Consider the following 22336-nt stretch of genomic DNA (forward strand, 5'->3'; position numbering starts at 1 on the left):
TCAGTGGGCGATGACGACGCGCAGGTTGCGCGGGCCGTGGACGCCGTTGACGCGCACCAGCTCGATGTCGCTGGTGGCCGAGCCGCCGGCGATCCAGGTCATCGGGCGCGTGGGGTGCTCGCCCAGGACGTCAACGGCCTGCGGCACCGTCGGCACGATCGACTCGCGCTCCAGGACCACGACGTGCTTGTCCGGCACCAGGGAGATGGCCCGGCGGCCCTGGTCGGGCTCGCCGTCGAGGATGATCGTCCCCGAGATCGAGATGCCCACGCGCGAGCAGGTCACCACGGCGTCGATCTCGTTGAGGTCGAGGGTGGCGATCGCCTCTTTACGGGAGTCCTCCACCACGGTGCGACCGCCGCGGGCGGCCGCCTCCTTGTAGGCCTCGGGCAGGCCGTCGGGCACGACGACGGTGCGCGCCTCGCCGAGCATCTCGTCGATGGCGTCCAGGATCGCCGCGTCCTTAGGGGCGACGATGACGCCGGCCGAGTAGTCCTCGAGCTTCTCGATCATCTCGTCGACCACGGGCTTGGAGCCCGGAGGGTTCTGACCGGAGCGGATGTAGTTGCGGGGAATGGGCCCCACCGGCCGGGTCTGGGACCGCGAGATCGCGTCGCGGGCGCGGGCCAGGATCGCTGACTTGGCGTCCATCACAGCTCCTCCTCACTGGTTGAGCCGGCCGGGGCCTGGGACGCGGTGCCCGGGGCGATCGGCTCGGGGTTGACGATGGCCGAGCGCGCGTCCAGCGCGGCCGGGGCGGGCTCGCCGTCGGCCGCCGCGCTGCCGGGCACCGGCCCGGTGGCCGCCTCACCGGGAGGCGGCGGGTCGGCCGGGAACCCGTCGCCGGCGTCGTGTCCGCGTCCGGCGGCGGAGCCCGCGGTCCCGCTCACCGGGGTCTGGCCGTCGGGGTGGGTGCGCCGCCACCACTGGCGGAAGGTCTCCGAGGGCGCCACCGGCAGGTCTCGCGCCCCGGTCCACAGGGAGGCTGGGAAGGGCAGGGCCCCGATCCTGCCCTCCTTGCCACCCAGCAGCGCCGAGGCCTTGACCGTCTCCGAGGCCGCCGCCCACAGCGAGCTCTTCGACATCACCGGTGCTGAGACGTTCATCGCCACGTCCCACACGTCGGGCACCGCGCGGCGCTTGACGTCCACCGAGCGGGCCCGCAGGTGGATGAGGATCGTGGGGATGTCGATCTTGACCGGGCACACCTCGCCGCAGGCCCCGCACAGGGAGGAGGCGAAGGGCAGGGTGTGGACCGGGTCGTCGTCGGCCAGTCCCTGGGTGAGCTGAGGAGTGAGGATCGAGCCGATCGGACCAGGGTAGACCGAGCCGTAGGCGTGCCCGCCGGTGTGCTGGTAGACGGGGCAGATGTTCATGCACGACCCGCAGCGGATGCAGGCCAGCGCCTGGCGTCCCACCGGGTCGGCCAGGGTCCTGGTGCGCCCGTTGTCCATGAGCACCAGGTGGAACTCCTGGGGGCCGTCGCCCTCGGTGACACCGGTCCACATGGAGGTGTAGGGGTTCATGCGCTCACCGGTGGCCGAGCGCGGCAGGAGCTGGGAGAAGATCTCCACGTCCTGGAAGCGGGGGACCAGCTTCTCGATCCCCATGAGGGTGATGAGCGTGTCCGGCAGGGTCAGGCACATGCGCCCGTTGCCCTCGGACTCGAAGATCGAGACCGTGCCGGTCTCGGCCACGCCCATGTTCGTGCCGGAGACGGCCACCGAGGCGTGGAGGAACTTGTTGCGCAGGTGGGAGCGGGCCGCGGCCGTGAGCTCCTGGGGGTTGTCGGAGAGCTCGTCGGGGGCGTCGTCCATCCGGTCCAGGAAGATGCCGCGCACCTCCGAGCGGTTGCGGTGGATGGCGGGCACGACGATGTGGGAGGGCATGTCGTCGGCGAGCTGGACGATCATCTCGGCCAGGTCCGTCTCGTGGGCCGTGACGCCCCGGTCGGCCAGGTACTCGTTGAGGTTCGTCTCCTGGGTGGCCATCGACTTGACCTTGACGACGTCGTCGACGCCCTTGGAGGCGATGATGCCGGCGATGATCCGGTTGGCCTCGGCGGCATCGCGCGCCCAGTGGACGATACCGCCGCGCGCGGTCACGTTGGCCTCGAACTGCTCCAGCAGCTCGGGCAGGCGGGAGGCCACCTCGAACTTGACGGCCTCGGCGGCGTCGCGCAGGTCCTGCCAGTCGGGCATCTCGGCCACGCGCTGGGCGCGCTTGGAGCGGATGGTGCGCGTGGCGTGGCCCAGGTTGCGGCGCATCTGGGTGTTGGCCAGCGTCCTGTGGGCGCCCTCGGGGAAGGTGTGGCCCCAGCGCAGTGTGTTCTCGGGCTGCTCGACGTCGGTGCGCCAGCCGCCCGTGCGGGGCATGCCCAGAAATACCTGCGTCATCGTGCCACCGCCTGCGCGTAGCGGGAGGTCTCGGTGTGCTGGACGTACCTGGGGGCGAAGGAGATGTTGCCCTCGAAGGGGGCGTCCTTGGTGGAGGCCAGGATCTCGGCCAGGTGCATGATACGCACCCCGGAGTTGATGCGTGACAGGCCGCCGCCGATGTGCATGAGGCAGGAGTAGTCACCGGCGCACAGGACCTCGGCGCGAGTGGACATCACGTTGCTCATCTTGTCGGCGAGCATCGCCGTGGAGGTCTCGGAGTTCTTCATGGAGAAGGTGCCACCGAAGCCGCAGCAGACCTCGGCCTCGGGCAGCTCGATGAGGGTGAGGGCCTCGACGGCCTTGAGGAGGCGGTAGGGGCGGTCGGCGACCTTGGCGATCCGCAGCGAGTGGCAGGTGGGGTGGTAGGTGACGGTGTGCGGGAAGTAGGCGCCCACGTCCTCGGTGCCCAGGACGTCGATGAGCAGCTCGGTGAGGTCGTAGGTGTGCTCGGCGATCTGCTCGACCCGCCTGGCCAGGGCCGTGTCTCCCACGTGCTCGGCCACGAGGCCCTGCTCGTGGCGGACCGCGCCGGTGCACGAGCCCGAGGGGATGACGATGGCGTCCCACTCGCCGTCGAGCACGGGGGAGAAGGTCTCCACGTGGTTGCGGGTGATCTTGGCGGCCTGCTTGAAGTAGCCGGTGTTGGCGTGCATCTGGCCGCAGCAGACCTGTCCCTCGGGGAAGCAGACCTGGTGGCCGAGGCGCTCCAGGATGGTGACGGTTGCCTGCGCTGCCTGCGGGAACATGGTGTCCGCAAGACAGGTGGCGAAAAGGGCGATTCGCACGATATGCCTCCACGACGTCGTAGGTGACAGTGTCTTCACGAGGGCCGACCCGGACTGCCTGCGTCAGGGTGGGATCTGCTGCGGCCTCGGCTGTGCCTCAGGCTACGGCCCGACGACGCAGGTCATCTGACAACCTCGGGCTCCCGGCAGTCAGCCCCGTTTTCTGGGATGGGTTTTCCGGTGGGATGACGCGGTTCCCGGTGGGGTGGGCCGGACCCGGGAGGGTCATTAGTGCAGGGTGTGGGAGGTAAGTCCCAGGGCCGTATTGCGTCATGGGTCACTGTTGTTATCTGCTTCGAGCCATCAGTCCCGGTCCTTGTGGGCCGCGTCTTGCCCGCCATGGGACTCGACGTCGTCGGAAGGGCTACCCCACCAGGCCCAGGTCGGCTGCGCTGCGCCCGGCGAGGTGGATGCCGAGGATCGCCGCGACCCACAGGAGGGTGACCTTGGCCTCGTACTCCAGCCTGGGTGCGATCCTGGCGAGCCGTGGCAGGAAGTGCTGCCCCAGCGCGTCGGCCAGGGCGAGCAGGACCAGGGCGGGTGAGATCATGACCAGGCAGTACAGGGCAAGGGTGACGATCCGAGCCGGCCACGACGCCGGCGAGGAGGCGATGATCCCGGTCGCCGCGAGGTAAGGGACCATGGTGGCGGCCTCGGTCAGGGACGCTCCCAGCCCCAGGAGGATCATCGCTCCGGTCGAGGCAGGGGCAGGGCGGCTTCCCAAGGAGTCGGATCCGGATTCGGGGTCGGGCTTGGCCGGGTCGGGGCTGAGGATGCCGAAAGCCGCCAGCGCCACGCCGATCACGAGGGTCGCCCACTGGGCTGCCTGGGTCTGGGCCAGGCGCGCCACGGTCGAACCGACGAGCTCGAAGCCGGCGACCAGTGCGATGCCCAGGCCGAGGTACGCCAGGCACACGGTGGACAGGTAGACGGCCATGGGGCCGCGGTCCACGCGGCGACTGCGCACGACGAGCGCGAGTGGGATGACCAGCGTGCCCAGGCTGGTGGAGTCCAGAAGGGCCAGTCCCACGAGTGTCACGGCGTGCTGCATGAGGTACCTCCCCTCTTTTCTTTTGCCAATCGATCGTACAGCAACACTTATACGATCGTACGAGAGATAAGCTGGTGAGGCACCTGGCCGTGGAACGCCCGAGGTGCCGCGGGAGCGACCGCATAGGGTGCTGGCAGGCCGCAGGCAAGGACAGAGGCAAAGGCGGAGACGCAGAGGAGACGCAGAAGGATGGAGGACAGCGCCATGGGCCGGAACACGGGTCGGGAGGCGGATCAGGACGAGGGGCAGGGCAGGGGCCAGCCGTCGGTCTTCGAGGTCCCGATGTCGCCGGCCGTGAGCACGACCGCGGACGCCACCATCGCGATCATCGCCGAGCAGGGCTTCGACCGGGTCAGTGTGCGCAGCGTCGCCGCGCGGCTCGGTGTCGCCCCGGGCACCGTCCAGTACCGGTCGCCGAGTCGACGCGCCCTGCTGACCGAGGCCCTCGTCCGCTCCGTCCAGCGTCAGGCCGAGCGCGTGGCCTCCCACCAGGTCGACCCCGCGAAGCCGGAGAGCCTGCTGAGGGCTCTCGCCGAGCTTCTGCCGATCGGGGCGGTGCAGCGCGAGGACGCCGCCGCCTGGGTCGCCTTCGGGGCTGCCGCCTCCACCAGGCCCTGGCTGGCGGCCCCCTACTGGGAGGCGCTTCAGATCATGCGGGCATGGACCGAGGACGTCCTGGACGGCGCCCGGCAGGCGGGTCTGGTGCGCGATGGCCTGTCGTCCGCCGAGGGGGCCCGCCTGGTGACGGCCCTCGTCAACGGGCTGACCCTCGACCTGCTCAACGCCCCGCCGACGGAGCCGGACGAGGTGGTCGGGCACCTGCGCTCGGGGCTTGGCCTGATCCTGGACGGCCTATGAGGCCCCTCGATGGTCCGCGACGACGTCGCAGCCCGTAGACGCGTCCGCACCCCCGGACCGTGGAGGATCCGGGGGTGCGGACGTGCAGGAAGCCGCAGCCGGGCCGGCCGGGGCGTGCAGGAACTGACGGCGTTCGGCGTCGTCGGCCCCCGCACGGCCGGCTCAGATACCGAGCCCCAGCTGCGAGGCCAGGAGCACGAGCGCCCCCAGCACCACCAGCAGCCCGATGGAGTAGGGGGCCGCCTTCCTGAGGATCTCGGCGTCCGTGCCGGGGGCGTCGACGGCGGTCGAGGCGATCGCCAGGTTCTGCGGGGAGACGATCTTGCCCAGCCCGCCGCCGATCGTGTTGGCGGCCAGCAGGATCCTCGGGTCCAGCCCGGCGCCCTGGGCGGCGGTGGCCTGGAGGTTGGCGAACAGGGCGCCCGCGCTCGTCGCCGAGCCGGCTACGGCGGTGCCCACCCAGCCCAGTACCGGGGACAGGAAGGCGTAGGCCGCACCCGTGGCGGCCAGGGCCGCACCGATCGCGGAGGTCTGCCCGGAGAAGTTCATGACGTAGGCCAGGGCCATGACGGCCGCGATCGTCAGGATCGCCATGCGCAGCGTGTAGCAGGTGGTCGCCAGCGTCTTGAAGCCCTTGCCCACGCTCATCTCGAACTTGCCGGGCACGGAGCGCGCCGCGTAGACGAGGGTAACGATGATGGCGGTCAGGAAGATCCAGGTGCCCGGGTTGGACAGGGTCTGGAGCGTGTAGACGGCGCTCTTGGCGGGCTTGCCGTCAGCGGTCAGCAGCTGGCCGTAGACGCCGGGCCACTGCACCTGCAGGTCGGTGGCCTTGAAGACCTTGTCGAGGTTGACGCCCAGGGTCCACAGCTTGGTCGCCGCGATGATGACGACCACCAGGATGTAGGGCAGCAGGGCCAGCAGGACGCGCTCGCGGTCGGGGGCGTCGTCGGCGGCCACGTGGGAGCGGAACTCCTCGGGCGTCTTGGGCGTCCACACCAGCAGGAAGATGTAGGAGGCCGCCAGCCCCAGCAGGGAGGCCAGCACCGCGGTGAGCTCGTAGGAGATCGAGGGGGTGAAGAAGTGGCCGACGCCGGTGGCCAGCCCCGCCACGATCGCCAGCGGCCACAGCTGCCTCACGCCACGCAGCCCATCGAGGATGAACAGCAGGATGAGTGGGATGAAGGCGCAGAACACCCAGGTCAGGTGACCCATGGCGGTGGCGACCGTCACCGGGTCCTCGCCGCCGAGCTTGCCGGCGGTGGTGGTGGGGATGGCCATGGCACCGAAGCCCACGTTGATGGCGTTGCCGACCATGACGACGACGGCCGCCTTGATCTTGGGCAGGCCCAGGGTCGCCACCATGGCGGCGGCGATCGCCACCGGGGCGCCGAAGCCGGCCAGCCCCTCCAGGAGCCCGCAGAAGGAGAAGGCCACGATGAGGGCCTGGGCGCGCATGTCGCCCTTGCCGATCGCGTTGAACACGGCCCGCAGGTCCGCGGACCTGCCCGAGACGTCGGTGAGGTTGTAGAGCCACACGGCCGCGATGATGATGTAGACGATCGGGACGAGTCCCATGGCCATGCCCTGGGTGGCGCTCATGACCGTCATCCCCACCGGCATGTGGAACAGGGCCACGGCGGTGACGGCCGCAACCGCCAGGGAGATGATCGCGCACCAGTGGGTGGCCACCTTGAACACGCCCATGAGGACGAAGAACACCACCAGCGGCAGCAGGCCCACCGCGGCGGTGAGGTAGACGTTGCCGCCCACGGCGGTGGTCGACGGCGTGAAGGCGGCGGGCAGGCCCGCCAGGGCGGGGGCGAGCGGCGCCGGGTGCGCCGACAGGGCTGACAGGACGGCTGGCGTCATGGCTACTCCACTGTGAGTGCTGATGAAAGTCGGCCAGGTCGCGGACGGGGCCGGGCTGGCAGCCGCGGTGCTGCTTCCTGGATGCTCTTCCTGGGTACTAAGGCCTAACGATCATGCCACGGAGAAGGTGTCTCGTGCACCATGTGCGTCGGTAGATTCCTGCTTTCGCGCAGAATCGTGCGTCAAAGTGACGGGTCGTCTCGCTGGGGGCAACAGGCCCCGACGGTCCAGGGCCCGGTATTGCGGGCCCATGTGTGCACTAAAAACGGGGAAGGACCTGGACCCTGTTGCGAACGCACGCTGAGGCGTCCGCGTGTTCGTAGGGTAGGTCGCGCGGTCGTGCCCTTTACCCCTCGAACGCGCGACCTAAGGTACGACCGCGACGGGTCGTGCCCCCGACCGCCCCGGGGCTCAGCGCCGACGGCCAGGGCGGGGCACGAGGCGGGCCGAGTTGAGGATGAAGGCGGACTCGGAGACGACGTGCACGAGGGCTGCGGCCACGGGCCCCAGCACCCCCAGACCGGCGGCGATCATGCCCGCGACGTCGACCACCACCGTGCCCACGAAGTTCACCATGATGATGCCGCGGGCCCGGCGGGCCACCCGCACGGTCTCGACCAGGTCGGCCGGGTCGGATCCCACGAGCACCACGTCCCCGGCCTCCCGGGCTACGTCCGTGCCGGTGCCCATGGCGATACCGACGTCGGCCGCGCTCAGGGCCGGGGCGTCGTTGACGCCATCGCCCACCATCGCCACGCACTTGCCCGCCTGGCGCAGTGAACGGACGACCTCCTCCTTGTCGGTGGGCAGGAGCCCGGCACGCACCTGGTCCTCGGCCAGGCCGAGCGCGCGGGCCACGCGGCTCGCGGAGGCGGCCGAGTCGCCGGTGAGCATGAGGACCTCCAGCCCCATCTCACCCAGGTCGCGCACGGCGGTGGCCGCCCCCTGGCGCAGCCGGTCGGCCACAGTGATGGTGCCCAGGAGCCGATCGTCCGCCCTGACCTCCACCACGGAGGTGGCCGACGGCGCCTCCGGGTCAGAGGCGTCAGAGGTGCCGGGGCCGATGGTGGCACTGGCGTCGGGCGTGGGGGCCTCCTGGCCTGGCCGGCGCGTCTGATCCTGCCGGCGCCCCACGGTGATCCGCCGTCCGTCGACAAGGGCGCTCACCCCGGCGCCGGGGGAGTAGGCGACGTCGTTGGGCACCGGCACCGTCAGGTCGCGCACGGCGGCCTCGGTGCGGATGGCCCGGCCGATCGGGTGCTCGGAGTTCCACTCCGCCGCGGCCGCCAGGGCCAGGATCTCGACCTCGCCCGCGGGCGGGCCCTCGGCAGGCCCCTCACCGGAGCTCTCACCGGGCTCCTCCGCGGGTCCCGCGGCACTGACGGACACGACCCGGGGCGCACCTACGGTGAGGGTCCCGGTCTTGTCCAGCACCACCGTGTCCACCGCGGAGAGCTGCTCCAGGTGGGTGCCGTCCTTGACGAAGGCCCCACAGCGGGCGGCACGGGCGATCGCCGCGAGAACCGCCAGGGGCGTTCCCGCGGCCACCCCGCAGGCGCCGGCCACGATGATGACCGAGATCGTGGCGCGCACGTCCCGGGTGGCCAGGAAGGTGACGAGGGCCGCCGTCAGCGCCAGGTAGACGATCCGGGCCGCCAGCCGGTCTGCCAGGCGCTGGACCGGCGCGCGTGAGGACTGGGCGTGGCGCACCGCCGCCACGATGCGCCCGTAGGAGGAGTCCTCGCCGACCCGCTCGACCTCAAGCTCCAGGGCGCCGCGCGTAATCGACCCGGCCGGCACCCGGTCGCCGGGCCCGACCTGGACGGGCAGGGACTCCCCGGTGATCCGGGACTGGTCGACATCGGCCCGGCCGGCGCGCACCAGGCCGTCAACGGGCACCCGGCCCCCGGGGCTCAGGGCGATGACCTGCCCCGGGCGCACCTCGTCCAGAGGCGCCTCGGTGGTCTCGGCGGTCTCCGGGTCGGTCACCACCCGTGCGGTCTGCGGCAGGAAGGACATGAGGTCCGTCAGAGCGTCACGACCCCGGTCCATCGACAGGTCCTCCAGGACCTCCGCGCACAGAGCGAAGACGGTCACGGCCAGCGCCGTCACCCACTCACCGATCGCCGCGGCCGCCACGATGGCCAGCAGCATCGACAGCTCCATGCTCATGCGCCGCTCGCGCAGGTCCCCGACCGCCTCGACGAGGATCGGCCAGCAGCCCACCACCAGGGCCACCACCCCGACGCTGCCCACCGCCCAGCCGGAGGCGCCGGCCGCGCTCGCGGCCCAGGCGCCCAGGGCCGCCAGCCCCACCACCGCGATGCGCGCGATGTCGGCCCGCTCGATCCGGTCGATGATCCGCTCGCCCGAGCCGGCTCCGCCGGGACCCCCGGGGCCCGAGGGGTCGTCGGACTCGTCAACGGGCAGCGCCGGCGTCGAGGCGGAGGGGGGCTGCGTGGTCGGGTAAGGGTGGGAGGGCGGATGAGCCGTCATAGGGGACTCCTCGCAACGGGAACGGGACGGGCCCCGCAGCTCAGGCGGGTCCACCCAGGAATCTACCGATCATTCAAGGGGCTCGGCAGTGTATGTCAGGACTAGGTGGGGACCCGGGAACCCTCGCCGTGTCACGATTGGCGACTTTTCATCCCGTTCTCATCCCGGTTCTGAGGGTCACTCCCAGACGGAAATGCGCTGACCTGCGTAGATGTGTGAGAGGTCTTGGCGAGGTGGGCGGGCGCGCGGGGTAAAAGTCGCCGTCTGTGACAGATCGGCGGGGGAAAGGCCGAACCCCAGCCGCCCGGGACGTGGTAAGGCGCGAAACGGCGCCGCCGGCGGACCCGTGGGGAGACGGGATCCGCCGGCGGCGGGGTGCTGCGGGACGGCTGCTACTCGACGACGTCCTCGTCGACCCAGTCCAGGGTGCGCTGAACGGCCTTGTTCCAGTTGCGGAAGAGCCGCTCGCGCTCGGCCTCCTCCATGGCCGGCTCCCAGCGCTTGTCCTCGGCCCAGTTGTCGATGACGTCCTGGGTGCCCGACCAGAAGCCCACCGCGATGCCGGAGGCGTAGGCCGCCCCCAGCGCCGTGGTCTCGGCGACCTTCGGGCGCACAACGGGCACGCCCACCTGGTCGGCCTGGAACTGCATGAGCAGCTCGTCGCGGGTCATGCCGCCGTCGACCTTGAGCTCGGTCAGGGCCTGCCCGGAATCAGCGTTCATGGCCTCGAGGACCTCGCGGGTCTGGAAGGCGGTCGACTCCTCCACGGCCCGAGCGATGTGCGCCTTGTTGACGTAGCGGGTCAGACCCACCAGTGCGCCGCGGGCGTCGGGGCGCCAGTGTGGTGCGAACAGCCCGGAGAAGGCCGGCACGAAGTAGGCCCCGCCGTTGTCCTTGACGCTGGCGGCCAGCGCCTCGATGTCCTTGGAGTCGCTGATGATGCCCAGGTTGTCGCGCAGCCACTGCACCAGTGAGCCGGCCACGGCGATCGAGCCCTCCAGGGCGTAGACGGCCGGCTCGTCCCCGATCTGGTAGCACACGGTGGTCAGCAGGCCGTTCTCGCTGCGCACCGGGGTGGTGCCGGTGTTCATGAGCATGAAGCAGCCGGTGCCGTAGGTGTTCTTGGCCTGGCCCTTCTCGAAGCAGGCCTGGCCGAAGGTGGCCGCCTGCTGGTCTCCCAGGATCCCGCTGATGGGGGTGTCCACCAGCAGGCCGTTCTTGCGGCCGTGGCCGAACACGCCCGAGGAGGGGCGGATCTCGGGGAGCATCGACATGGGGATGCCCATGTCGGCGCAGATCTCCGGGTTCCAGTCCAGGGTGTCGATGTTCATGAGCATCGTGCGCGAGGCGTTGGTGACGTCGGTGGCGTGCACGCCGCCGTTGACGCCGCCGGTGAGGTTCCACAGGGTCCAGGTGTCCATGGTGCCCATGAGGAGGTCGCCGGCCTCGGCGCGCTCGCGGGCGCCCTCGACGTTCTCCAGGACCCAGGTGACCTTGGGGCCGGCGAAGTAGGTGGCCAGGCCCAGGCCCACGCGGTCCTTGTACTTGTCCGGCCCCTCGTCTCCGGCCAGGCGGTCGCAGATCTTCTGGGTGCGGGTGTCCTGCCAGACGATGACGTTGTAGACGGGCTCGCCGGTGTTCTTGTCCCACACGACGGCGCTCTCGCGCTGGTTGGTGATGCCCACCGAGGCGATCTCGTGGCGGTTGACCTGCGCCTTGGCGAGCACCCCGCCGACGACGGAGCGGATGTTGTCCCAGATCTCGACGGCGTTGTGCTCGACCCAGCCGGCGCGCGGGAAGATCTGCTCGTGCTCCTTCTGGTCGACGGCGACGATCTCGCCGTCGTGGTTGAACAGGATGGCGCGTGAGGAGGTCGTTCCCTGGTCGATGGCCAGGACGTACTTCTTCTCGGGGCTGTCAGCTGTGCTGTTGGGGCTCAAGGAATTGTCCTTTCACTGCGTTGTGAGGGGGCTGTGGTGAGGGCTGCGGTGCGGCGAGGCCCGCCGGCCGCAGCGATACGGTGCTGGGCCGGGCTCAGAACAGGCCGGCGATGTGCGGGACGATGAGGCCGGCCGCGACGGCGCCGATGATCGGGCCGACGATCGGGACCCAGGAGTAGGCCCAGTCCGAGCCGCCCTTGCCCGGGATGGGCAGGAGGGCGTGGGTGATGCGCGGGCCCAGGTCACGGGCGGGGTTGATGGCGTATCCGGTGGGGCCGCCCAGGCTCAGGCCGATGACGACGATGACCAGGGCGACGGCCAGCGGGCCGAGCTCGGTGGGGGTCTTGCCCGAGGCGATGATCCAGGCCAGCAGGACGAAGGTGCCCACGGCCTCGGTGACGACGTTCCAGCCGTAGGAGCGCACGGCCGGGCCGGTGGCGAACACGCCCAGCTTGGCGGCGGCGTCGGCCTTCTCGTCGAACTGCTTCTTGTAGGCCAGCCACACGGCGGCGGCGCCCGCCATGGCGCCCACCATCTGGGCGGCGAAGTAGACGACGATGTTGGTGGCCGAGGCGGGGATCCCCTCGGCCAGGTCCCGTCCGGCGACCGCCAGGCCGATGGTGACGGCCGGGTTGAGGTGCGCGCCGGTCTTGTAGGCGGCGTAGACGCCCACGAAGACCGCCAGCCCCCACGCCATGGTGACGACGATCCAGCCGCCGTCCTTGGCCTTGGAGGTGGGCAGCGCGACACCGGCGACGACGCCGCAGCCCAGGAGGATGAGGAGGAAGGTCCCAAACGCCTCCGAGGCGAATATCTGGGGCAGGGTCGCAGACATGTGCGGCTCTCTTTCTGCACGACGTTGTGCGGGTTCGGACGGCACCGGCGTGGTCCGGTTTCTCGATGGGTGATGGGTTGGCGTGCTGCCCGCCACCGCCGGGAACAGCGGGTCGCACGGGGTCATCCGGCCGAGCGGCACCGGCTCGGTCCGCTCGGCCGGCAGGAGCCTAGATCGGTTCGGTGATGTGTGCCACCGCGGCGTCGTCGGTCAGCTCGGCCTCGGCCGCGGCGATCTGGGCCACGCGCTGGGCGTAGGCCTCCTTCTGGGCGGCGACGTCCTCCTTCGACCAGCCCAGCAGGGGCGCCATGATCTCAAGGATCTCGTCGGCGGCCGCCAGCCCCCGGTCGCGGCGGGACAGGTCCAGGCGCACCCGGCGCAGCAGGACGTCGTCGAGGCTCTCGGCGCCCTCGTGGGTGACGGCCCAGGCGACCTCGGCGCGCAGGTAGGTGGGGGCCTCCTCCAGCGGCTCGCCCAGGCGCGAGTCTGCGTCGGCCTCATCGATGGAGGCCAGCAGGGCCGGGGTCTCGTCGCCGTAGCGGTCCAGCAGGTGGGTGACCCGCTCCAGGGTCCAGCCGCGCTCGCCGGCGATCCGCCCGGCCCGCTTGGCCAGGGCGTGGTAGCCGGCCGCACCCACCAGCGGCAGCTCCTGGGTGACGCAGGGGTGGGCGTGGGCGAGGGCCTCGCCCAGGGCGTGGTCAACGGCGTCGGAGGCCATGACCCGGTAGGTGGTCAGCTTGCCGCCGGCGATGGCGGTCAGGCCCGGGGCGACCCGGGTGACCGTGTGCTCGCGGGAGACCTTCGTGGAGGCGGCCTCCGCGCCCGGCTTGAGCTTGGGCTGGAGCAGGGGCCGCAGGCCCGCGTAGACGCCGATGATGTCCTCGCGCGTGATGGGCCGGGACAGGACGGAGTTGGCGTGCTCGAGGATGTAGTCGACGTCGGCGGCGGTGGCCACGGGCTTGGAGACGTCCAGGTCCCAGGGGGTGTCGGTGGTGCCGATGACCCAGTACTCGGGCCAGGGGATGATGAACAGGACAGACTTCTCGGTGCGCAGGAACACCCCGGTCTCGGCGTCGATGGCCTCCTTGGGGACCACGATGTGGATGCCCTTGGAGGCCAGGACCTTCAGGCCCCCGGCGTCGGTGGCCAGGTCCTGGACGTCCTCGGTCCACACGCCGGCGGCGTTGATGGTGCGCTTGGCGCGGATCTCGTGGGTCTCGCCGGTGGCCAGGTCGGTGACGCGGGCGCCGTGGACGTGGCCGCGCTCGTCGGTGATGAAGCCGGTGACCTTGGTGCGGTTGGCGGCCAGCGCCCCTAGGCCGACGGCGGTGCGCACCAGGTCGATGACCAGGCGGGCGTCGTCGACGCGGGCGTCGAAGAAGCGGATGGAGCCGGCCAGCCCGCTGGTGTCCAGCGAGGGGGCCAGGGCCGAGGTGCCCTTGCGGCCCAGGTGGCGCTGGATCGGCACGGTCTTGTGGCCGCGGGCGCCGGCCAGGGCCAGGGCGTCGTACATGCCCACGCCGACCGCCGAGTAGGAGCGCTCGTAGTGGTGCTTGAGCGGCCACAGGAAGGGCTGGGCCTTGACCAGGTGCGGCGCGGTGGTGGTCAGCAGGCGGCCGCGCTCGGTGAGGGCCTCGTGCACGAGGGCGAAGTTGAGCTGGTAGAGGTAGCGCAGGCCGCCGTGGACGAGCTTGGAGGACCACGAGGACGTGCCCGAGGCCCAGTCGCCCATCTCCACGATGCCGGTGCGCAGGCCGCGGGCGGCCGCGTCCAGGGCGATGCCGGCGCCGGTGACGCCACCGCCGACGACGAGGACGTCCAGGCCCTCGGAGGAGGACATCTCCTCCAGGGCGCGCTCGCGCTGGGCTGCGTTGAGGGCGGTGTCGTGCGTGGGGACGGGGTAGGAGGGGCCGGCTGCGGAGCTGCGGGCGGAGGGCTTCTTCGAGGAGGGGGTGCGGGTGGAGGTCATGGCTCCTGGGCTCCTACGGGTCGTGAGGTCGGGTGGATGGGTCTGTGTGGGCCGGTGCGGCCGGTGCGGGTCGGTGAGGCCCGCGGGCCCCGGTCGGCGCTGACCGGGGTGCCGGGCAGGGGAGCGGGGCGGGGCCCGGGCTCCGGCACGTGATGCCGGGTCCCGGTACCGGGTTCCGCTGCTCCTGCTGCGCCTCGTTTGTGCTCGCACGGGTTCACCGTGGCGGTGGTCACCACTGTCGCCGTACGTGGAAGAATGCGCAAGGTAGGTGCACAAACGTGCATACTGGTTTGAGGACTTCCACAAGGATGTCCGTTTACCTGCGCAGACGCTCCGCCAGAAGGGGACATCTGATGTTGTGTGGGATGAGGGCCGCGCCCCCGGCGTCCTCCTGGGTCATCCCGTGTCCTTCCGTGGCGTGGAACGGCCCTGCCAGTGGTGACGTCAGCAGCGGGAGGAGAAGGAGATCGTCGTGACCGGCAGAACCGCCCCCAGTGCCCCTGATGCCTGTGACGCCCCTGACGCTGCAGCGGCTTCCACCGACCTCGGCGGGCTCGTGCGTGCCTATGAGGCGGCCTCCATGTACTACGTCCAGGGCGAGACGATGGAGGTCATCGCCCACCACCTGGGGGTCTCGCGCTCCACCGTCTCCCGCCTTCTGGCGCGCGCCCGCCTGGAGGGGATCGTGCGGGTCACCCTCGTCCAGCCCGGTGGCGCCGGCTCCCTGGAGGGGCGGATGGCGCAGGTCTTCGGAGTGCGCACGCACATCGTGCCGGTGCGCGAGGGCACCACGGAGATCCATCGTCTCCAGCAGGTCGCCTCCGTCGCCGCCGCGCACATGGTCGATCTCGTCGAGGCCCTGGTCGAGCAGGGCGGGAGCGGCGGAGCCGATTCCCAGGGGCCGGCTGGTCCGGCTGGGCCGGTTCAGGGCGCGTCGGGCCCCGACGTCGGAGGAAGCCACGGCAATCGCGTCGGCACCGGCGGGAACGCCTCGGGAGACGGCGTGGTCGGGAAGGATGCCGGGCGGGATACGGACCGGGACGGCGGCGGGGGCGTCGTCGTCGGCGTCGCCTGGGGCACCACCATGTCGGAGGTCAGTGCCGCCCTGCCCTCGCGCCCGGTCCCGGGGCTGACCGTCGTCCAGCTCAACGGAGCCTCGGACCCGATGCGCGAGGGCCCCAGCGCCGGCGAGGTGCTCTCGCGCCTGCGCGCCTCACTGGGGGCCCGCACGATCTCCTTCCCGGTTCCGGCCTTCTTCGACCACGTGGCCACCCGCGAGGCCATGTGGTCGGAGCGCTCGGTCAAGCGGGTCCTGGCGGTGACGCGCCGCGCGAGCCTGGCCGTCTTCGGCGTCGGCGCCCTCGACGCCCTCAACGGGGCCCTGCCCTCCCAGGTCTACGAGGGTGGCCACCTCACCGCCCGCGACCAGGCCGTCCTGCGCCGCCAGAACGTGGTGGGGGACGTGTGCACCGTGCTGCTGCGTGCCGACGGATCCTGGCGCGATGTCACTCTCAACGCCCGCGCCACCGGCCCGACCCCCGCCCAGCTCGCCCGGATCCCGCGCCGCCTGTGCGTGGCCGCCGGGACCGGAAAGGCCCGGGCCCTCCTGGCGGCCCTGCGGGCCCGCACCGCCACCGACCTCGTCGTCGACGACGCCACGGCCCGCGCCGTCCTGGAGCTCGCCGAGGCCCGGGGCCAGGTGGGAGGCGGTTCGCGATGAGTCCCGGACGTGGCAGGATGTGGGCCCGGATCGCGCTGCGGTCTGCTCACGGCCCCGACGTGACCGGTGGAGCGCCGGCCGCGCGAGCCCACGGAAGAGAACCGAGCCCTACGGAATGACGGAATACGGACGACGATGAGCAGCACGGCTGTCACACCAGATGAGCAGCGGCCGGCCGGCCGGGTCACGCACCGGGTCGAGGTCTACGGGGTGGACGGCGCGCGCCGCGTCCTGCGGCCGGCGCGCCCGGCGGACGTGCGCGCCATCGCCGAGCTGGTGCGCCCCTACGCCGAGCGCCGCGTCCTGATCTCCAAGGACCTCATCTCCTACTTCGAGGACATCCAGGAGTTCATCGTCGCCGAGGAGGTCCCGGGCGCCGGGACTGATGACGGGCAGACGCCTGCCGCACCCAGGATCGTGGGATGCGGGGCGCTGCACGTCATGTGGGACGACATCGCCGAGGTGCGCACCCTGGCCGTCCACCCCGACGCCCTGGGAACCGGGCTCGGCTCGGCCATCCTGCGCGAGCTCATCGCGCAGGCCCGGGAGATGGGGCTCAAGCGGGTGTTCTGCCTGACCTTCGAGGAGCCCTTCTTCGGCGCTCACGGTTTTGAGCCGATCGAGGGCACACCCGTGGGCGCGGACGTCTTCTCCGAGATGCTGCGCTCCCACGACGACGGTCTGGCCGAGTTCCTCGACCTGGCCCGGGTCAAGCCCAACACCCTGGGCAACGCCCGTATGCTCCTGCAGCTGTGAGCCTGCGGGGCCGAACGGGTTGAGGGGGCCGGGCGCACCGCGCCCCGGCTCCCCGCGGTATCGGGCGTGATCCTTCCGGACAAGCAAGTGACGACATGGAGGAGCAGCCATGATCCGTAACGTCCACGAACGCGTCATCAACGCCCCCATCGAGCCTCTGGGCGCCCTGCTCGATGGGCTGGGGCAGAAGGGCGACCGTCTCTGGCCGTCGCGGAGCTGGCCCCCGATGGTCCTGGACCGGCCCCTGGCACTGGGGGCCGACGGAGGACACGGCGCCATCCGCTACTACGTCAGCGAGTACGAGCCCGGTCGGCGGGTGCGGTTCGCCTTCCACCCGCGCACGGGGATCATCGGTGCGCACGAGCTGAGCCTCGACGCCCTGGACGATGGGCGCACCCGCATCCGCCACGTCCTCATCGGGCGCACCAGCGGTGCCATGCGGCTCGCGTTCCCGGTCATGGTCGAGCCGGTGCACGACGCCGTCGTCGAGGACCTCTTCGACAACGCCGAGCGGGAGGCGACCGGCCTGGTGGCTCGGCCCGCCACCTGGAGCCCGCGGGTGCGCGTGCTGCGTCGTCTGAGCGGCGGCAGGTAGCCGGCAAGGGCGGCCGCCGATGGGGAGCTCTGCCTCAGGACACCGCGCGAGCGGGGCGTTAGCCTGACCATGTCATCCCTGAAGCCACGGGCACCCGCAGCGGCCCGACGAGAGAGGCGCTCATGAGTCAGCCACCGGTCAACGGTCCCTACGGTCAGCAGCCCCAGCCCGGGTACGGCCGGCCCAGTCAGCCGGCTCAGTACGGCCAGTACGGCCAGTACGGCCAGACTCAGCAGCCCGGACAGTACGGCGGGCCCCAGCAGCCCGCCTCCTACGCCCAGTACGGGCAGCCGGGCCAGGGACTGAGTGGTGGCCAGGCTGCCGCCGGGCAGCCGGGCTATGGCCAGGCCTACGGCGCTCCGGGCGGCCCGCAGCCGTCGTCGGTCCCGCAGGCCGGCTACCAGCCCTCTCAGCTCGCCCCGATCCCCGTTGATCAGGACAGGCTGGTCCTCAAGCCCACGGCGACGACCGCCAGCCGCATCCAGCTCATCGTGGGTGGTGGATTCGGGCTGGTGTGTCTGGCCGCGGCGGTCAAGGAGCTCATCGACCACGGGGCGACAGGCAGCTTCGTCATCCTTCTTCTCATAGCAGTGTTCCTACTGCTCGGCACCATGCTGCTCATGTCGGTGCGCACGGTGCTCGATGCGACCGGCATCCATCATGGGGTCGCAGGCAGGGGCCGTGACATCCCCTGGCCCCGGTCTCGCACGGGCCTGTTCGTCAAGGTCTCCGGCGCGCCGGCGGCCATGAACGCCGCCGCCGGAAAGGTCCGGATCCGGCACGCCGAGGCGCACGTCGTCGACACCGACGGGAAGGCCGTCTCCCTGACCGGTCTGAGCTGGTCCGGTATCAGCGGTGAGGCGCTGGAGAGCAAGGGCGCCGCCGAGCTGGACCGTATCTGGGACTGGGCCGTGGCGCGCGGGTACACCCAGGAGACGGGCGAGTACGTCGAGCTGGGCGGGGTCCTGGGTATTCAGCAGGGACTCCGGGAGAGCCAGGAGCGCCGCCAGGGCCTGCGTCCCTGACTCCCCTCACCCCTCGCGAGATCGTGGGGTGCAGGGTGCGTCCCCGAGGCCTACGGCTCGATCCCGAGGAGCACAAGGGCTCCGAGAACGAGGCGCGATAAGACGACCAGCCCCGTCCAAGCCGTTGCCGCTACGGTGTGCCCCGTGCCTGCCCGCCCCGCCTCACATGACACGATCACGGCTGCGCCGTCCGCCTCCTCGGCGCCCTCGCTGCCGTCGGTGCACGTCGTGCCCGCGGTCGCGTCGGTGCCGCTACCCGCTGAGCCGGCCGTGCCGGGCGAGCCCTCGGCGCAGGCCGTCATCGCCTGGTACGACGCCCACGCCCGCGACCTGCCGTGGCGCCGCCCCGGAACGACGCCGTGGGAGGTCCTCGTCTCGGAGGTCATGAGCCAGCAGACCCCGGTGGCCCGCGTCATCCCCGCCTGGCAGGAGTGGATGCGGCGCTGGCCCGGGCCCGCCGAGCTCGCCCAGGCCCCGACCGCCGAGGTGCTGCGGGTCTGGGGACGCCTGGGCTATCCGCGCCGGGCCCTGCGGCTCATCGAGTGCGCCCGCAGCGTCGTCGAGCAGCACGACGGCGTCCTGCCCGATGACCTCGACGCCCTCCTGGCCCTGCCCGGGGTGGGGGAGTACACGGCCGGCGCCGTCCTCGCCTTCGCCCACGGCCGCCGCGCGCTCGTGCTGGACACGAATGTCAGACGCGTCCTGGCGCGCGCCGTCGGAGGCCAGGCCCTGCCCGCCCCCAGCCTCAACCGGGCCGAGCGCGAGCGGGCGCTGCGCCTGCTGCCCGCCGACGACGCCACCGCCGCCCACTGGTCGGTGGCCGTCATGGAGCTCGGCGCCCTGGTCTGCACCGCCCGCGAACCCGACTGCGCCGCCTGCCCCTGGCGCAGCGACTGCGCCTGGCTCGCGGCCGGCCGCCCCGCGGACGTCCATGCGGGCCGACGTCGTACCCAGGCCTGGCACGGCACCGACCGCCAGGCCCGTGGCCTGGTCATGGCCCGCCTGCGCGAGGCGGCTGACGGGCGGCCCGTGGAGGCCGGGGAGCTGATGGCCTGCGCGGCCCGGGCGGGCCTACGCGCCGGCGCCACCGCGCCCGACCCCGATCAGCCCGGGCGGGCACTGACCACTCTCCTGTCCGACGGGCTCATCGCCACCGACGACGACGGCGCCACCTACCGGCTCCCGTAACCGCGCGCTGGCAGCCGCGCTCGACCTGCCGCGGCGGGCGCGCGGGCGGGGCGCTCACGGCCTCGGGGGCACTGCGCCGGTAGAGTCGTGACCATGGCCAAAGGACGCGGACGCAGTCATGGGGAAAGCGCAGGACGACGAGGCTCGGCCCGTCGCGGCGCGGGCTCCTCGGCAGGCCGTTCCTCCTCGGGCTCCCAGTCCCGGCCCCACCGGCAGGGGGCGGCGCCGGGCACCCCTCCTCCGCTCGCGCCGGTGGTGGATCAGCCAGGTCCTCCCAAGGAAAGGACAGCGGCTCCCAGGTCAAGGGCCGAGGGGGCCGCACCTCCGGCGCCAAGCAGACCGGACGCCCCCTGCGCTCGGGGCAGGCGGGCAGACCCTCCGGCGCAGGCTCGGGCAAGCCGGCTCAGGGCGGCAAGGGCCAGGGGTCACCCAAGGGGCGGGCCGGCAAGAGCCAGCGGCGCTCTGCGGGCTCCCAGAACTCGCAGGGCTCCCAGGGCTCCTCAGCGGCTCGCCCACGGCAGGCCGCCCCGGGGACCGCTCAGTCCGCCCGCACGAGCTCGACCCAGGCCGGCCGCTCCGGTCGCCGTCGCAACGGCTGGGGCAAGGGCGCCCAGTGGGCCCACATCGGCGGCGGGCGGCTCACCGGCGCCCCAGACGCGGTTCCTCAGGGCCCGGACCAGCCCCGCAGCGGTCGACTGCGCAAGCCGATCCCTCCCCAGCCCCGTTACGGGCTGCGCCGCACCCTGGTGCTGGGCGGTGTGCTGCTGTTCCTCCTGCTGTTCGTGGTGGCCATCATCATCGGCTACCTCTGGGTGCGCGGCACCATCCGCAGCCAGGACGAGGAGCGCGCCGCCGCCCAGGTGCACACCGTCTACCCCACGCCCGTGGCCTGCGACCCCACGGCCCTGTCGAATACCGTCCACGGCCCGGAGTCCGTGGGCGTCGGTGCGGGGGCGACCTTCTCCATCTCCCTGGTCAACAACGGCTCGGCGCCCTGTCTGCTCGACGCCGGCAGCCAGGCCGTGGGGGTCCGGGTCTCCTCGGGCTCTCAGCAGGTGTGGGACTCCATCACCTGCCCCGTGGGCCAGGCCGAGCGAGCTCTTCTCCTGCCTCCGGGACAGGCCGCGGATATCAGCGTGACCTGGAACGGGAACGCCGCCACCTCTGACTGCGCCGCCGCCACCGTGGCACCGGCCTCGCCGGCCGGGGCCTCGGCCTCCTCCACGCCGAGCGACAACGCGAGCGCGCAGGCCACCGGCCAGGACACGGCCTCAGCTGATCCGAGCGCGACCGACGCCTCCTCCGCGAGCGCCTCGGCCGATCAGACGCAGACCGCTCCTGGCAGCGTCGCCGGTGCGGGGACCTACCGCTTCCGTTTCGTCATGGGGGGCAAGGACCTGACCGAGGACCGGGTCTTCGTCGTCGGCTGACCGTGCTCGCCCCAAGCGGTCGGGAGGGCCCTGGAGGAGCGGTGACGGTGACTTTAAACGGCGCTGAGGAGCTCAGGCGTAGCGCTCGACGACGGAGATCTCCGCCAGTCGCGACAGCCCGTCTCGCAGGGTCCGGGCCCGCTGGGCGCCAACGCCCTCGACGGCCTCGAGCTCCTCGATGGTGGCGCCCAGGACCCCCTGCAGGGAGCCCCACTGCTCGACGACGGCCCGGGCCGTGACCACGGGCAGGCGCGGGATCTTGGACAGGATGCGCAGGCCTCGCGGGGAGACCTGGGCGTCCAGGTCCTGGCCGTCGATGCCGCCCAGGCCCATGGAGCGCGCCACCATCGCCAGGTCCAGGAGGGCGGGGGAGCCCACCCACTTCAGGCGCGCGTCCACGGTGGCGGTGTCCAGGCCCGCGGGCAGGTAGTCCTCCAGGAGGAATCCGTGCTCGGCGAGCAGGCCCCGGGTGAGCTCCTCGACCTGGAGCGCCAGGAGGCGCCCGTCGGTGCCCAGCTCCAGGACGTAGGAGTCGATGTCGGCGGAGATGCGGCGGACCATCTCCATGAGCTGGAGCACCGAGGTGACGTCACGGACGGTGACGAGGTCCTCGATCTCCAGGGAGTCCAGCCCGGCGGAGGTCTGGTCGAGGCGGGCCTTGTAGCGCTCCAGCGCCGAGAGCGCCTGGTTGGCGCTGGCCAGGATCGACTCGCTGGGCTCCAGCACGTGGCGCTTGCCGTCCACGTACAGGGAGATGATCCGCATCGACTGGCTCACGGAGATGACCGGGTAGCCGGTCTGGCGGGCCACGCGCTCAGCGGTGCGGTGGCGCATGCCCGTCTCCGAGGTCTGGATCGAGGCGTTGGGCAGGAGCTGGACGTTGGCGCGACGGATCCGGGCGGTGTCCATGTCGACGACGACGCCGCCGTCCATCTTGGCCAGCTCGCGCAGCCGGGCCGCGGAGAGCTCGACGTCCAGGTGGAAGCCTCCCGAGGAGATGGCCTCGACCACCGGGTCGAAGCCCAGCACGATGATCGCCCCGGTGCGACCGCGCAGGATCCGCTCCAGGCCGTCACGAAGGACGGTGCCGGGAGCGACGAGCGCTAGCGTCTCGCGCAACTGGCCAGCGGCCTCGATCATCATCTCTCCTGATCTCGCGGTGTCCTGGGGAAGGGCTCGCACGGTGGGTGCTCACCGCAGCGGGGCGAGCGCTCCGGGCCACCTGGCTCCACGCCATCTGGTTGAGCGCGCACCCGCCGGTGCCCACCGCCCCATGGTATCGGCAGGCGGGCCGCCCCTCGGAGAGGGCCTTCCCACACTGGACCGCTCGGTCTGTTGACCGCGGGCGGCTGCGGCGTCGGGCACGGCATCGAGCCGC

Annotated in this window: 17 protein-coding genes; 7 read left to right on the forward strand and 10 right to left on the reverse strand. The window is 71.8% G+C overall.

The features are described 5' to 3' along the window. The 4 genes from EL340_RS14030 to EL340_RS14045 all read right to left on the reverse strand — a co-directional run bounded on the left by EL340_RS14030 (nucleotide 1) and on the right by EL340_RS14045 (nucleotide 4274). Nucleotides 1-651, reverse strand: a complete 651-nt coding sequence (locus tag EL340_RS14030; RefSeq protein ID WP_126415134.1) for a LutC/YkgG family protein — start codon at nucleotides 649-651, stop codon at nucleotides 1-3. Continuing rightward, nucleotides 651-2396: a LutB/LldF family L-lactate oxidation iron-sulfur protein gene (locus EL340_RS14035; RefSeq protein ID WP_126415135.1), complete on the reverse strand. Its 1746-nt coding sequence runs from the start codon at nucleotides 2394-2396 to the stop codon at nucleotides 651-653. The genes EL340_RS14030 and EL340_RS14035 overlap by 1 nt, the downstream gene beginning before the upstream one ends. Further along, nucleotides 2393-3223, reverse strand: a complete 831-nt coding sequence (locus EL340_RS14040; RefSeq protein ID WP_126415136.1) for a (Fe-S)-binding protein — start codon at nucleotides 3221-3223, stop codon at nucleotides 2393-2395. Before EL340_RS14040 ends, EL340_RS14035 begins: the two co-directional genes overlap by 4 nt. 364 nt (nucleotides 3224-3587) lie before the next feature. Next, nucleotides 3588-4274 carry a GAP family protein gene (locus tag EL340_RS14045; protein WP_126415137.1) on the reverse strand — a complete coding sequence of 229 codons (687 nt, stop codon included), beginning with the start codon at nucleotides 4272-4274 and terminating at the stop codon, nucleotides 3588-3590. Nucleotides 4275-4478: 204 nt separating this feature from the next. Between EL340_RS14045 and EL340_RS14050 the strand changes: the two genes are divergently transcribed. After that, nucleotides 4479-5132: a TetR/AcrR family transcriptional regulator gene (locus tag EL340_RS14050; RefSeq protein ID WP_126415138.1), complete on the forward strand. Its 654-nt coding sequence runs from the start codon at nucleotides 4479-4481 to the stop codon at nucleotides 5130-5132. Between the two features lie 162 nt (nucleotides 5133-5294). On the opposite strand, the gene EL340_RS14055 is transcribed toward EL340_RS14050, so the two are convergent. The 5 genes from EL340_RS14055 to EL340_RS14075 all read right to left on the reverse strand — a co-directional run bounded on the left by EL340_RS14055 (nucleotide 5295) and on the right by EL340_RS14075 (nucleotide 14244). Further along, entirely contained in the window at nucleotides 5295-7004 is a 1710-nt protein-coding gene (locus EL340_RS14055) for an L-lactate permease (RefSeq protein WP_126415139.1), read from the reverse strand. Nucleotides 7005-7415: 411 nt separating this feature from the next. Further along, nucleotides 7416-9500 carry a heavy metal translocating P-type ATPase gene (locus EL340_RS14060; RefSeq protein ID WP_126415140.1) on the reverse strand — a complete coding sequence of 695 codons (2085 nt, stop codon included), beginning with the start codon at nucleotides 9498-9500 and terminating at the stop codon, nucleotides 7416-7418. Nucleotides 9501-9892: 392 nt separating this feature from the next. After that, nucleotides 9893-11440, reverse strand: a complete 1548-nt coding sequence (glpK, locus tag EL340_RS14065; RefSeq protein ID WP_126415141.1) for a glycerol kinase GlpK — start codon at nucleotides 11438-11440, stop codon at nucleotides 9893-9895. Between the two features lie 94 nt (nucleotides 11441-11534). Next, nucleotides 11535-12275, reverse strand: a complete 741-nt coding sequence (locus tag EL340_RS14070; RefSeq protein WP_126415142.1) for an MIP/aquaporin family protein — start codon at nucleotides 12273-12275, stop codon at nucleotides 11535-11537. A 169-nt stretch (nucleotides 12276-12444) separates the two neighbouring features. Then, a complete protein-coding gene (locus EL340_RS14075; RefSeq protein ID WP_126415143.1) occupies nucleotides 12445-14244 on the reverse strand; it encodes a glycerol-3-phosphate dehydrogenase/oxidase in 1800 nt (599 codons plus the stop codon). Between the two features lie 472 nt (nucleotides 14245-14716). Between EL340_RS14075 and EL340_RS14080 the strand changes: the two genes are divergently transcribed. From EL340_RS14080 to EL340_RS14105, 6 genes are all read left to right on the forward strand, one after another. Then, nucleotides 14717-15964, forward strand: coding sequence for a sugar-binding transcriptional regulator (locus EL340_RS14080; RefSeq protein WP_126415144.1), 1248 nt, complete (start codon nucleotides 14717-14719; stop codon nucleotides 15962-15964). A 135-nt stretch (nucleotides 15965-16099) separates the two neighbouring features. Beyond that, a complete protein-coding gene (locus EL340_RS14085) occupies nucleotides 16100-16720 on the forward strand; it encodes an amino-acid N-acetyltransferase (RefSeq protein ID WP_126415145.1) in 621 nt (206 codons plus the stop codon). Between the two features lie 109 nt (nucleotides 16721-16829). Beyond that, the gene (locus tag EL340_RS14090; RefSeq protein WP_126415146.1) at nucleotides 16830-17315 is read left to right on the forward strand and encodes an SRPBCC family protein; all 486 of its coding nucleotides are present in this window, start codon (nucleotides 16830-16832) and stop codon (nucleotides 17313-17315) included. Nucleotides 17316-17437: 122 nt separating this feature from the next. Further along, nucleotides 17438-18340 (forward strand): hypothetical protein, encoded by a 903-nt coding sequence (locus EL340_RS14095; protein ID WP_126415147.1) that lies wholly within the window; start codon nucleotides 17438-17440, stop codon nucleotides 18338-18340. Nucleotides 18341-18586: 246 nt separating this feature from the next. Beyond that, nucleotides 18587-19528, forward strand: a complete 942-nt coding sequence (locus EL340_RS14100) for an HhH-GPD family protein (RefSeq protein ID WP_126415534.1) — start codon at nucleotides 18587-18589, stop codon at nucleotides 19526-19528. 758 nt (nucleotides 19529-20286) lie between these two features. Then, nucleotides 20287-20958, forward strand: a complete 672-nt coding sequence (locus EL340_RS14105; protein ID WP_232023112.1) for a hypothetical protein — start codon at nucleotides 20287-20289, stop codon at nucleotides 20956-20958. Between the two features lie 72 nt (nucleotides 20959-21030). Here the strand turns inward: EL340_RS14105 and disA are convergent, their stop codons facing one another. Continuing rightward, nucleotides 21031-22101, reverse strand: a complete 1071-nt coding sequence (gene disA / locus EL340_RS14110; protein WP_126415149.1) for a DNA integrity scanning diadenylate cyclase DisA — start codon at nucleotides 22099-22101, stop codon at nucleotides 21031-21033. Nucleotides 22102-22336 lie beyond the last annotated feature (235 nt).

The organism is Actinomyces viscosus (assembly GCF_900637975.1).
GTDB lineage: Bacteria > Actinomycetota > Actinomycetes > Actinomycetales > Actinomycetaceae > Actinomyces > Actinomyces viscosus.

Bases quoted from the DNA above. Each gene is read 5' to 3' on its own strand.
- EL340_RS14085 (WP_126415145.1), top strand. From the start codon at position 16,100: ATGAGCAGCACGGCTGTCACACCAGATGAGCAGCGGCCGGCCGGCCGG.
- EL340_RS14055 (WP_126415139.1), bottom strand. From the start codon at position 7,004: ATGACGCCAGCCGTCCTGTCAGCCCTGTCGGCGCACCCGGCGCCGCTC.
- disA (WP_126415149.1), bottom strand. From the start codon at position 22,101: ATGATGATCGAGGCCGCTGGCCAGTTGCGCGAGACGCTAGCGCTCGTC.
- EL340_RS14050 (WP_126415138.1), top strand. From the start codon at position 4,479: ATGGGCCGGAACACGGGTCGGGAGGCGGATCAGGACGAGGGGCAGGGC.
- EL340_RS14035 (WP_126415135.1), bottom strand. From the start codon at position 2,396: ATGACGCAGGTATTTCTGGGCATGCCCCGCACGGGCGGCTGGCGCACC.
- EL340_RS14060 (WP_126415140.1), bottom strand. From the start codon at position 9,500: ATGACGGCTCATCCGCCCTCCCACCCTTACCCGACCACGCAGCCCCCC.
- EL340_RS14070 (WP_126415142.1), bottom strand. From the start codon at position 12,275: ATGTCTGCGACCCTGCCCCAGATATTCGCCTCGGAGGCGTTTGGGACC.
- EL340_RS14075 (WP_126415143.1), bottom strand. From the start codon at position 14,244: ATGACCTCCACCCGCACCCCCTCCTCGAAGAAGCCCTCCGCCCGCAGC.
- EL340_RS14030 (WP_126415134.1), bottom strand. From the start codon at position 651: ATGGACGCCAAGTCAGCGATCCTGGCCCGCGCCCGCGACGCGATCTCG.
- EL340_RS14090 (WP_126415146.1), top strand. From the start codon at position 16,830: ATGATCCGTAACGTCCACGAACGCGTCATCAACGCCCCCATCGAGCCT.
- EL340_RS14045 (WP_126415137.1), bottom strand. From the start codon at position 4,274: ATGCAGCACGCCGTGACACTCGTGGGACTGGCCCTTCTGGACTCCACC.
- EL340_RS14095 (WP_126415147.1), top strand. From the start codon at position 17,438: ATGAGTCAGCCACCGGTCAACGGTCCCTACGGTCAGCAGCCCCAGCCC.